The organism is Bacillus sp. (in: firmicutes) (genome assembly GCF_031983925.1).
In the GTDB taxonomy this organism is placed as follows: Bacteria; Bacillota; Bacilli; order Bacillales; family Bacillaceae_G; genus Bacillus_A; species Bacillus_A pacificus.
The window spans coordinates 85699-97933 of record NZ_DALYZR010000006.1 but is presented as its reverse complement, the minus strand read 5'-3'; the positions used below and the strand labels follow the sequence as shown (position 1 = coordinate 97933).

Annotated in this window: 11 protein-coding genes; 3 read left to right on the top strand and 8 right to left on the bottom strand. The window is 34.6% G+C overall.

The genetic code is table 11. From position 1 onward, the window contains the following. Positions 1 to 155: 155 nt before the first annotated feature. From RTP99_RS18510 to RTP99_RS18480, 7 genes are all read right to left on the bottom strand, one after another. A complete protein-coding gene (locus RTP99_RS18510) occupies positions 156 to 845 on the bottom strand; it encodes a Crp/Fnr family transcriptional regulator (protein WP_001081912.1) in 690 nt (229 codons plus the stop codon). A gap of 201 nt (positions 846 to 1046) precedes the next feature. Further along, positions 1047 to 2009 carry a carbamate kinase gene (gene arcC / locus RTP99_RS18505; protein ID WP_000113960.1) on the bottom strand — a complete coding sequence of 321 codons (963 nt, stop codon included), beginning with the start codon at positions 2007 to 2009 and terminating at the stop codon, positions 1047 to 1049. Between the two features lie 37 nt (positions 2010 to 2046). Beyond that, positions 2047 to 3462 (bottom strand): arginine-ornithine antiporter, encoded by a 1416-nt coding sequence (gene arcD / locus RTP99_RS18500; RefSeq protein WP_000503408.1) that lies wholly within the window; start codon positions 3460 to 3462, stop codon positions 2047 to 2049. A 99-nt stretch (positions 3463 to 3561) separates the two neighbouring features. Continuing rightward, positions 3562 to 4560 (bottom strand): ornithine carbamoyltransferase, encoded by a 999-nt coding sequence (argF, locus tag RTP99_RS18495; RefSeq protein ID WP_000930303.1) that lies wholly within the window; start codon positions 4558 to 4560, stop codon positions 3562 to 3564. 30 nt (positions 4561 to 4590) lie between these two features. After that, a complete protein-coding gene (gene arcA, locus RTP99_RS18490; RefSeq protein WP_000682337.1) occupies positions 4591 to 5823 on the bottom strand; it encodes an arginine deiminase in 1233 nt (410 codons plus the stop codon). 268 nt (positions 5824 to 6091) lie between these two features. Beyond that, positions 6092 to 6541: an arginine repressor gene (gene argR / locus RTP99_RS18485; RefSeq protein WP_000711844.1), complete on the bottom strand. Its 450-nt coding sequence runs from the start codon at positions 6539 to 6541 to the stop codon at positions 6092 to 6094. 153 nt (positions 6542 to 6694) lie between these two features. Then, positions 6695 to 7987, bottom strand: coding sequence for a methyl-accepting chemotaxis protein (locus RTP99_RS18480; protein ID WP_000410241.1), 1293 nt, complete (start codon positions 7985 to 7987; stop codon positions 6695 to 6697). Positions 7988 to 8197: 210 nt separating this feature from the next. Here RTP99_RS18480 and RTP99_RS18475 point away from each other — a divergent pair, with 210 nt between their 5' ends. The 3 genes from RTP99_RS18475 to RTP99_RS18465 all read left to right on the top strand — a co-directional run bounded on the left by RTP99_RS18475 (position 8198) and on the right by RTP99_RS18465 (position 10620). Next, on the top strand, positions 8198 to 8920 hold the full coding sequence (locus RTP99_RS18475; RefSeq protein ID WP_000616944.1) for an amino acid ABC transporter ATP-binding protein: 723 nt from the start codon (positions 8198 to 8200) through the stop codon (positions 8918 to 8920). A 121-nt stretch (positions 8921 to 9041) separates the two neighbouring features. Next, positions 9042 to 9836: an ABC transporter substrate-binding protein gene (locus tag RTP99_RS18470; protein WP_000823739.1), complete on the top strand. Its 795-nt coding sequence runs from the start codon at positions 9042 to 9044 to the stop codon at positions 9834 to 9836. A gap of 91 nt (positions 9837 to 9927) precedes the next feature. Then, the gene (locus RTP99_RS18465) at positions 9928 to 10620 is read left to right on the top strand and encodes an amino acid ABC transporter permease (RefSeq protein ID WP_000461541.1); all 693 of its coding nucleotides are present in this window, start codon (positions 9928 to 9930) and stop codon (positions 10618 to 10620) included. A gap of 52 nt (positions 10621 to 10672) precedes the next feature. On the opposite strand, the gene desB is transcribed toward RTP99_RS18465, so the two are convergent. Then, positions 10673 to 11758, bottom strand: coding sequence for a Delta(10) desaturase DesB (desB, locus tag RTP99_RS18460; RefSeq protein WP_000661214.1), 1086 nt, complete (start codon positions 11756 to 11758; stop codon positions 10673 to 10675). Between the last annotated feature and the right edge of the window lie 477 nt (positions 11759 to 12235).

The window sequence follows — 12235 nt, the reverse complement described above, 5'->3', positions numbered from 1 at the left end:
CCTTCTCCCCCTTCACTTTGTTTTTATTATCGATTTTAGCTATTATTACTATACTATACAATCTTTTTATAGAGGATAACGTAAAAAAGTTCCTTATAAATATATAAAGAACCTTATTAATATACAATATGAATTAAAAAATCAATCTACAATTTTCACATAGAGATTTCCTCAAAATATGTTGGATTATGTATTGTAATTTTTTTATCTAGAATTGTAACAATACTATCATTTTTTAATTGTTTTAATACGCTACTAACCGTCTCTCGAGACGTACCAGATATTTTCGATATTTCAATGGTTGTAAGTGGGCAGGAAATTACAATCGTTTCGCCACTCTGTTCTCCTAAATCCTGCATTAAATAATTTAATGTTTGAATGACCCGATCTTGTGCATTAGGAATTGTAATATTTTGTACTCGATTTTCGTTTAGCTTTAATATCGATGATAATTGCTGAACAACATACATTAATTGTGTCCTACTAGATTTTACCATATCTTCGAAAATTACTGTCGGAATATAATAGACCTCTACATCTGTCATCGCTTCTGCCGTATAGTTATATCCTCTGTCTGTAAACATACCGCCATAAGGAAAAATAGAATACCTCTTTACATAGTCATCATATAATAAATTCCCACTTTGATTTACCCGCTCTAACTTTACAAATCCATCTAACATGAAGTAAATTCTTTCTCTTGAATCCCCTTCTAAAAATAAAAATTGACCCTTTTTATAAGTTCGCCAATAGACAAACTCCGTCAAACCTTTCAATTTCTTTTCTGTTAAATGAGCAAATAATTCGAACTGCTTTAAATCCTTAACTACGTTCCGTCTATTCATAAAATTCCCTCTCTCTTGCTGTATGTTGGAGCGAAAAATCAAGAAAGCGTATTCAATATGAATTTTATCATAACTAACTTATATATTCAGATTTCATCATGAAAACTTTATGAACAATACGTACAAAAAATATGAATCAATAAAAAGAATGAAGTTACTAACTTCATTCTTTTTTCAATAATAAGTAGCGTACATAATGATTTAAACATACATGCATACATTTTGTTTTGAAATAATAGTACCGGCTTTTTCTTCTAGTGCTTCATATACTTTTTCTAAAGACGTAATAATTGTTTTTCTTTTTGGATTTGTATTAACAAAATTAATAGCAGCTTCAATTTTTGGAAGCATGCTTCCCGCAGCAAATTGCTGTTCCTCAATGTATTCTTCTAATTGATTCACTGTGACATGCTCTAATTTTTTTTGATTCGGTTGATTATAATTTACATACACATGATCAACTGCAGTTAAAATAACAAGCGTATCGGCATCTACTAATTCTGCTAATTTTTGCGCAGCGAAATCTTTATCGATAACCGCTTCAGTTCCTTTTAGCCCTTCTTCAGAATCAATTACTGGAATTCCACCACCGCCAACAGCTATCACTATATTTCCATCTTCGACCAAAGAATTAATCACTTTATGTTCATGAATACTTACAGGCTTCGGTGATGGAACAACACGTCTCCACCCTCTACCCGCATCTTCTTTAAACACTGCTTTTGTTTCGTCCATTAATCTTCTGGCCTCTTCTTCTGTATAAAAAGGACCAATTGGTTTAGTTGGATTTTTAAATGCCTCATCTTTTTTATCCACAACAACGCGTGTTATAACCGTTGCTACATCTTTTTTTATATTCCGTTTTTTCAATGCCTTTTCAATCGCATTTTCCATCCAATATCCAATCATTCCTTGGCTCATTGCCCCACAAGTATCTAATGGCATTGCAGGTGTCTTTTCCGTTTCTGCAGCTTTTTGCTGCAATAAAATATTCCCCACTTGTGGGCCATTTCCATGTGCAATTACTATATCTACATCATTTTCCATTATTTTCACAAGTTGTTCCGCCGTTTTTTCCAACGCTTCTTGCTGCGCCCCCGCAGTAGCTTTTCCAGACTGTATCGCATTTCCCCCTAGTGCAACTACAATTTTTCTTCGTGCCATATTTCAGCCCTCCAGTTCATTTCGTTTTCACAGAGCTCTATAAAGTAATGCTGCCTGTAATTAATCCATAAATCGCAAAAAATGCTAAAGCACCAATTGCTACGGATGATGCTAATTCCACTCGAGTAAATATTTGCTTCGAACTCTTTTGCTTTTGAACATTGTAAAAAATAAAAATACCTGGCGCATATAAAGTCATTGTTAATAATAGATACTCTAAACCAGCTGCATAAACTAACCAAACGCCATAAATACTTGCTATCAAGCCAATTACTATATTTTTATTTCGATCTACTTCCTCAGACTTTAAGCTATGCTTCAGTTGATAAAATGCTGAAAACGCATATGGAATTAAAATAGCTGAAGATGCTAAAGAGAATGCAAAGTTATACGCCTGATCAGAAACGACGAATGTTAACAAGAACATTTGAATTAAACCATTTGTTATCCATAATGAATTTACTGGAGCCTTATTTTTATTTTCTTTTGCGAACCATTTTGGAAATACTCCATCTTTAGCCGCTAAATATGGAATTTCAGAAGCGAGCAAAGTCCACCCTAACCAAGCACCTAATACAGAGATGACTAAACCTAAATTAATAAAGATAGCACCCCATTTTCCAACAACACTTTCAAATAAATAAGCCATAGCCGGATTTTTCAAACCAGCAATATCTGCTTGTTGCATAAGTCCAAGAGACAATAATGTGATTAAAATGTAAATGATGAGTGTACCAATTAAGCCAATAACCGTTGCTTTCCCTACATCACTTCTATTTTTTGCTCGACTGGATAAAACAACAGCACCTTCTACCCCAATAAATACCCATAAAGTTACAAGCATTGTACTTTTAACTTGGCTGCCAACTGCTCCCCATGAAAAAGAACCAGTTTGCCCCCAAAATCCATCTAAAAACGTATCAATATGAAACGCGAAGATTCCTATGACAATAAATACAAATACAGGTACTAATTTTGCGATTGTAGTTACTAAATTCACAAGTGCTGCTGATTGAACTCCACGTAAAATTAACATGTGAACACACCATAATAATACGCTTGCACCAACAATGGACGCTACGTTTTGCCCGCCTTCAAAGATCGGGAAGAAATATCCTAATGAAGAAAACAATAATGTGCCGTAAGCTACATTCCCAAGCCAAGCAGATAGCCAGTATCCCCACGCACTATTAAACCCCATAAAATTACCAAACCCTGCTTTTGCATAGCTAAAAATACCACCATCTAAATCTGGCCGTTTTACAGTTAGATTTTGAAAAGATAATCCAAGTGCAATCATCCCAATTCCTGTTATAACCCAGCCAATAATAATGGCTCCAGCACCAGCACCTTTTGCCATATCACTCGCTAAATTAAAGGCTCCACCGCCAATCATAGACCCCACTACAAGAGCCGTTAATGTAAACAACCCTAGTTTCTTATCTTCACCCATTCCACTCACCTCTCTTTAATTGCAATAACAATACAAAAGCAATAGTGAATGATAGTGTCTAAAGGAGGAGAAAGAAGAAAGGAAGACTCCCTTTCTTCTTTACTCCATGTTTCCTAAAGTAGCTGCCATAACCGCTTTAATTGTATGCATTCTATTTTCAGCTTGATCAAATACTTTTGAATGTTTACTGCGGAATACTTCGTCAGTTACCTCCATTTCTTTCAACCCATATTTCTCATAAACTTCTTCGCCATACATCGTTTCGACATCATGAAATGCAGGTAAACAATGTAAGAAAATCACGTTTTCATTCCCTGTTTCTTTAATCATTTTCATATTTACTTGATAAGGTTTCAATAACTTGACACGTTCAGCAAATTTTTCTTCTTCCCCCATAGACACCCATACATCTGTATAAATTACATCTGCATTCGCAACTGCTTCTTCCACATTACTTGTTATCATTACCTGTTCATTATATTTTTTTGCTAAATCTATTACTTCTTGTGCAGGCCATAAAGTTTCCGGTGTACAAATACGTACATCCATTCCAACGATTGCGCCACCAACTAGTAAGCTATTAGCAACATTATTTCGTCCATCTCCAACGTAAACGAGCTTCACATTTTTCAGTTTCCCTACATGTTCTCTAATTGTTAATAAATCTGCTAGTGTTTGTGTTGGATGCCACATATCTGTTAATCCATTCCAAACCGGCACACCAGAATTTTGTGCTAAAGATTCTACAGTTTCATGATTAAATCCACGAAACTCAATTCCGTCAAACATACGCCCTAACACTTTTGCTGTATCCTCTACAGATTCTTTTTTCCCAAGCTGAATATCACTTTTCCCTAAATATTCAGGATTTGCCCCTAAATCTGTACATGCTACTGTAAATGCACAACGCGTACGAGTAGAAGTTTTTTCAAATAAGAGCGCTACATTTTTACCTTCTAAATAATGATGCGGGATTCCATTTTTCTTTTTCTCTTTTAATTCTGCTGCCAAATCTAGAAAATATAACAATTCTTCTTGTGTAAAATCTTTTTCTGCTAGAAAGCTTCTTCCTTTTAAATTTGGTCTAGTCATTAACATACTTCATCCCTACTTTCTCCGTTATTTATACTAAATATCTTTACGAACAATTGGCATACTCATGCAACGTGGACCCCCACGACCACGAGATAATTCTGAACTTAGCACCTCAATCACTTCTATACCGTGTTCCCGTAATAACGTATTGGATACATAGTTGCGATCATATGTAACAACTACACCTGGCGCGATTGCTAATGTGTTCGAGCCATCATTCCATTGTTCACGAGCAGAAGCAATTACATCTCCTCCTCCACATGGAATAAGAACTAATTCACTTAAGCCTAATACCTCTTTTAATGCTTCCATTAAAGAAGTACGATGTGTAATTTTAAGAGTTTCCTCATCTGATCCTTTTTCTAAAATATAAATATTCATATTCCCTTTTGGCCCTTGAATAGCTGGGTGAATTGTAAACTTATCATAATCAACCATTGTAAATACTGTATCTAAATGCATAAATGCTCGGCATTTTGGAATTTCTATTGCTAACACTTTCTTAATTTTATTTTGTCGGCTAAAGAGATTTTTTGCTAAACGTTCAATTGCTTTAGCTGAAGTACGAGCAGATACTCCAATCGCAATTGTTTCTTCATTTAAAATTAGCTCGTCGCCACCTTCAATTGGAAATTTATAATCACGATCTAACCAGATTGGTACATTATGTTTTTCAAATCTTGGATGATATTTAATGATGTACTCCATGAATAATGATTCACGTCTACGCGCTGGTTCTCTCATCTTATTTATCGTTAAGCCATCGCCCACGCTAGCTGCTGGATCACGAGTAAAATATAAATTAGGCATTGGATCTAAGTAAAACGGATAATGATCTTCCATTAATTCATATAAATGTGTCTTCTTACTTGTTTCAATTTCGTTTTTCCGTACACCGCCCATAATTTTTTGAATTAATTCTTCATTTGAAAAGGAAAGTAAATATTCTTTTAAAGTTTGATGTGCAACATTTACGTCGGCCTGTCCTTCTTTTAAAATACGATCAACAAATTCTTCTCGAAGTTTTTTATCTACTAACGCCTCAGCGGCTAGTTTTTCTAAATAAAGAACTTCAACACCCCGATTGCGTAACGTTTGTGCAAAATAATCATGCTCTTTTTGAATAATTGGTAGGTATGGAATATCGTCAAATAATAATTGCTGCAAATAATCTGGCGTCAAGTTTTCCACTTCTTTACCCGGTCGTTTTAATAAAACCGTTTGTAATTCCCCAATTTCTGAAGTAACATGTATCGGATGTTTCATTTGTTGTACCTCCTTTTAAATATGTTTGATGTCTTACAAGTACATAATAAATGCTCTGCACTTTCACCTTTGTGAAAGCATCCACATTATCATTGTGAAATATTAAACAAGTTATTTTTTTAAAATCATACGAATATGTATTTTTATACCAAACTATCTCGCTTTCTCAATAAAAAATACATATATTACGCATATATGCTGCATATTTAACTTCCGTATTTACATAAAAATCCTGTTTTTAATAAAAATTAAAAACAGGATTTTGCATCTAAATAATTAAATTTAACCTTTCTTCTAAAATCTCCCTATCTGATTTCGACTGAGAAATTATAAGGCATGTATCATTTCCACATATACATCCTATTTTTTCTTTCCAATCTAACTCATCAAACAAAACACCAATAACATGTGCATTTCCAGGTAATGTTTTAATAACCATTAATTGATCTACACAATCAATTTTCACAACAACCTCTCGTAATTTTTTCTTTAATTTTATATCAGTTTGTAAATGCTCTTCTGAGAAAATTTTATATATCATCAATCCTTCTTGAGAAGGTACCTTCGTTACGTTTAACTCACGAATATCTCGAGAAACCGTAGCTTGTGTTACTAATACATCTTTTTTTGCTAACAATTCTACTAATCTTTCTTGCTTCTCTATTTCATACTCTTTTACAAATTGTTTAATTAATCGTTGTCTTTTTTCTTTTTTCATAAAAGACACCCCTTTTAATATTATAGCTCGCTATAAATTTCACCCGAAAGGGACAGAAAACAATGTTGCGGAAACGTTCATAGTTTATATCTTTTAACTATAGATATTAAATCTAGCTAAAAAAAGAGAAGAACAGTATTCTGTTCTTCTCTTTTACATTGAAAATCGTTTAATTGTTTGTTTCAATTCTGTTGCTTGTTTCTCTAAATCCTTTAATAATTGATCGATTGCTATCATATTTTTAGATTGTTGCAACGTCACACGTGCTACTTCTTGTGAACCAGCTGACGTTTCTTCAGCAATTGCTGCTACGGCCTTTGTTTGTGCTCCTGTTTGATGAATGTGGTTCACTTGTTCATTCATATAACCACTAATTTGCTTGGTTGCATCCGCTACTTCCATAACACTTGATGACATTTCTTTTAAAATTAATTCGGTAGCTTCCCCACGTTTCGCCTCTTCTTTAGCTATTTTCACTTGTTCTGTCATTTTCGTTGCAACTTGTTGCACTTCCTCTTGCATATTCCGTAATAACTGCGATATATTTCTTGCAGAATGGTCACTTTCATCTGCAAGTTTACGTACTTCTTCAGCTACAACGGCAAAGCCCCGTCCATGCTCTCCAGCACGAGCAGCCTCAATAGAAGCATTAAGTGCTAATAAATTCGTTTGGCTAGCAATCTCACTCACAACAGATACAATATGTTCTACTTGTTTCATTCTTTCCTCTAACTTCTGTACATTTTGCATTGAATCTTCATTTTCTTTCGCCAATGTTTGAATACCTTGAATTAAAGACGTAAAGACACGAGTACTATGCCCTAAAGCTTGAACCATTTCTGAAGACAACTCATCAGACTGTTTTGCTTTCTCTTCTACTTCACTTGCAATAGAAGTTGTTGTATCAACAGCGGAAACAATCGCTTGAATTGATGCCGCTGATTGCTCAGCGCCAGAAGAAATCTCTGCAAGAGTTTCAGAAACACCTTGTGCTTGTTTCGTTGCTTCGCCTGTTTGTTTTCTAATTTGCTGTACTTGATTGTTTGTATACGAAAATGTTGTATCAATATTTTTTACCATGCCCCTTAAGTTCCCAAGCATCATATTAAATGCAACGCTTAAAGATTTAATTTCATCATCAGTCTTCGGTAACGGAACATCTTCACGAATGTCTCCTTCAGCCGCTTTTCTCGCCGCCTCCTCTAACTTCCGAAGCGGTTTAATTAAAAATATGGCTGCTCCATATGCTAAAATTCCAGACCATACTACCCCTAATAACATAACGATAATATTATATGCAGTTTGACTTACATAACTTTGAAAATAATCATATATCACATAAATAAAAAATATACTTGTTGAATATGTAATTAAAGCTAAAACTGTAGTGAATAGCATAAGTTGTGTACGTAAGCCAAAGGAAAATGTCTTCCTTTCTTTTTCCATCTCTTCTTTCCCCCTTTGTATAAGTAATATAAGTACTACCTATATATTATTATCCATATTTTCATTATAGAAGGATATAGAGATTTCAAAAAATTATTATTTCCTTTAATATCAAATCCACGAAAAAAATAAAGGATTCTGACAATTTGTGACTAATAACAGAAATAAGGGGCAACATTTGTAAAATATATTTTTGACTGGGGGTTTTGTATGATTCAGGTTCGAAATCTAGTAAAATCATTTGGCTCACTTGACGTTTTAAAAGGAATTGATTTAGAAGTACAAGAAAAAGAAGTTGTCGTTTTAATTGGTGCCAGTGGTTCCGGTAAAAGTACATTACTTCGCTGTCTTAACTTTTTAGAAATGTACGATGAAGGTGAAATTCACTTACAAGGTGAACGAATTGATCCAAAGCATTCAAATTTAAACAAAGTCCGCGAAAATGTCGGTATGGTTTTTCAGCACTTTAACCTCTTTCCTCATATGACCTCACTAGAAAACATCATAGAAGCACCTATTCATGTAAAAAAATTAGAAGCAGCAAATGCAAAAGAAATCGGAAATCAGCTTCTGCAAAAAGTCGGCCTACAAGATAAAGCAGATGTAACGCCCCATCTCCTATCAGGTGGTCAAAAACAGCGTATTGCTATTGCACGAGCTCTTGCTATGAATCCTAAAATTATGCTATTTGATGAACCTACCTCAGCTTTAGACCCTGAACTTGTTGGAGAAGTATTGCAAGTTATGAAAGAACTTGCTGAAGAAGGAATGACCATGGTTATTGTTACTCATGAAATGAATTTCGCAAGAGATGTAGCTGATCGCGTCATTTTTATGGATGATGGAAAAATTGTAGAAGATGCTCCGCCAGCACAATTCTTTTCAGCTCCATCACATGAACGAGCGAAACAATTTTTACGCAACGTTTTATAATATAACTTCTGTTTCAAACGAAAAGAAATACATTCATACGGTGCACAACTAATCATCTAAATAAAATATTTCAATAACATACTTAAAACCATCCGTATGATCAATATATAGGAGGGGTTTTATGAAAAGAAAACTATTAACCATTGTTGCGAGTATTACATTATGCACATCCTTTATACTAGGAGCCTGTAGTAAGGAAAGTGCTACTACTTCTTCAAATGGTGAAAAAGAATTTCGTTATGCGATGAGTGGCTTATATAAACCTTTTAACTATAAAGAAAATGACGGAAAACTTGTCGGTTTTGATGTAGAACTAGGTGAAGCACTTGCGAAAAAAATGAATATGAAACCAACCCCTATTACAAATCCATGGGAAACGCTAATCCAAGGTCTCAAAGCGAAAAAGTATGATGTAATACTGGGCAGTATGGCAATTACAGAAGAACGCTTAAAAGCTGTTAATTTCTCAAATCCTTATTATCGTTCTGGCGCCCAAATTTTTGTAGCTAAAAAGAATACATCTATCTCTTCTCCAGAAGATTTAAAGGGTAAGAAAATTGGTGTTGTAAAAGCTAGTACCTTTAAAGACCTCGTTGCAAAATATACAGATCAAATTACAGAATACGATAGCGATATTACTGCACTTATGGACTTAGAGCCTGGACGTATCGACGCAGTAATTACAGATCAAATGGTTGGTTTACGCATGATCAAAGAAGGTAAATCAAATATAAAAGAAGCTGGAAAACCACTAAACCTTGATGAAATGGGAATTGCTATTCGTAAAAATGATAAAGAAATGGTCGAGAAAGTAAATAAAGCTTTAGATGAAATTATTAAAGATGGTACGTATGAAAAAATCAGTAAAAAATGGTTTGGCCGTAATATTCTTGGTGAAGAGGAAAAAACGAAGTAATTTAGCCCTTCAAAGTTTCCATAAATCATGCCCCACTTTGTGTGGGGCATTTCATTCTCTACTAAAATCTATACAATATGAGGTGAAACGCATGTTTGAAATTTTTATCTCTACCTATCCCACACTCTTAAAAGCTACTATTGTCACATTACAATTAACACTAACATCCCTATTACTCGGTTCACTAATTGGATTACTATTCGCTTTCTTTCGAATCTCTAACAATAAAGTTTTAAATAGTATTGCTCACGTATACATCGCCATTATTCGTGGTACACCTTTAATTGTTCAAATCGCCATTCTCTATTTTGGGATTACATCCGTTGTTGTTTTTACTCCTTTTTGGGCAGGAGCCATTGCTTTAGCAATTCATAACGGTGCATATATTACTGAAATTTTCCGAGGCTCTATCCAATCTGTCGATCGTGGGCAAATGGAAGCTGCTCGCTCTCTAGGTATGCCGTATCCTTTAGCGATGCGCCGTATTGTATTACCACAAGCATTCCGTCAATCGATTCCTCCTTTAGGAAATCAGTTTATTATTGGATTAAAGGACTCTTCCCTCGTTGCATATGTAGGATTGTCCGAATTATGGGGATCAGGTTTATCCATTGCTGCAGGTAACTTCCAACAATTAGATACATACATAATTGTTGGTTTATATTATCTCGTGCTGGTTCTCCTATTCACTTACCTTGTTAACCTTTTGGAAAAACGACTACAACGAAAAGAAACTAACTCCGTCCAATTCCATACAAAGAACAAAAAGGAAGTCTCTTTATAAGAAAAAGCAAGCCTGAGATGGCTTGCTTTTTCACTGTAACATATATCAATTTTTACTGATTTACTTTTTTAATACTCTCTTCTTCCTCTATATGTTCCTCACGATATGAAATATTATGAGGATCTAGCCCATTTCCTAAAGAACCATAGAAATGCTCTCTATGCGGATCCACTAATTCACTTCCTTGATAATACACACGTGGTGTATTCCATAGCGCTGCCAAAGCTTTTGTCATCGGCATCTCATGATAACGTTCCGGCCACATTTCTTTAATTTTCTCTTTTACTAACGGGTAGTATTTAGAGCTCATAGCAGGGAACAAATGATGTTCTGTATGATATGAGAAATTGAAGTGTAAAACGTCTATCCAACGCGGCACTGTTACTGATAAACAGTTTGCTAACGGATCATTTACTGGAACAATTGGATTTAAGCGGTGATTTGTTGCGATATATGCCATTACAATAAAGTTAGCAATTAACAATGGAATCACATATGCAAATAACCATTTTCCAGGTCCCATAATAAACAATAAACTAATCCAAACAGTCCAAGGCAAAAGAAGTTGAAGCCATACAGATTTTTGATTGGATGACTTAAACTCTTTTATAAAATGAAAGAACATTCGAGTCGAATGCAATGTAAATTGAATTGTTAGTGACAGAAAACTAAAGAATGAACGTACATGAAGAGGCATGCGATATACCCAGCTCAAAAACTTACTCTTTTTAAGCTTCTCAAGTGTAGGCCATGCATCTGGATCATTCTCTTCATGTTGTGTATGAACGTGATGCGTTGCATTATGCCACTTTCGCCAAAGTTTAGGACCTGTTGATAATGGCATAAATGCAATCGCTCCTAAGAAATCACGAAGCCATGCCTTTCTTACAACAGTTCCATGTAAAATCTCATGCCCTAAAAACCCAAGTGAAGCAAAACATAATCCAAGAACGATCGCAATTCCTAGATTAGCCCACACATTCAATTCAAATACACCAATCGATATTAACCCCGCCAATGCCACAAGCAAATAAGCCAGTCCACCAAACAGACGAGTAGGAACTGGTTTAAATGCCTTTTTCGGCAAATGTGGTGATACACGTGCTGCATACCACCCAAACGTATGAAGCTCCTTCATCCTTTTGCCCCTTTCTTATGCCGCGCCTTGCGCAACTTACATATATCAATTCTTGCTTCCAGATTGATTTTACTAGGTGATTAAAAAAGCCTCTATTATAAGGAAAATATACTCACTCTATCGTCACTTACTTTTCGCTTTTATTATCAATGAAAAATATTTCTCTTTTTACTCTCTATCAACCTTTCCACATGATAAATCATATCAATAGAATTTCCACATTGTCAATAACTTTTATGACCTAGTAATAAAAGTTGGTTATATTTTTATAATTATACTTTATTTCACTAAAGAAAAAACATAGATTTTATAAGGTTTCATCCATTATGCATATACGTACTTTGCCATGCTATAGACTCTATCTTATTCAAGAACTCTCTATGTAAACAACAAATACACTCATCTAAATCTAGTTTTACACAACTTCTACCTCTTCATACCGACAACATCTGATAATTATATTAAGATAATTTCATC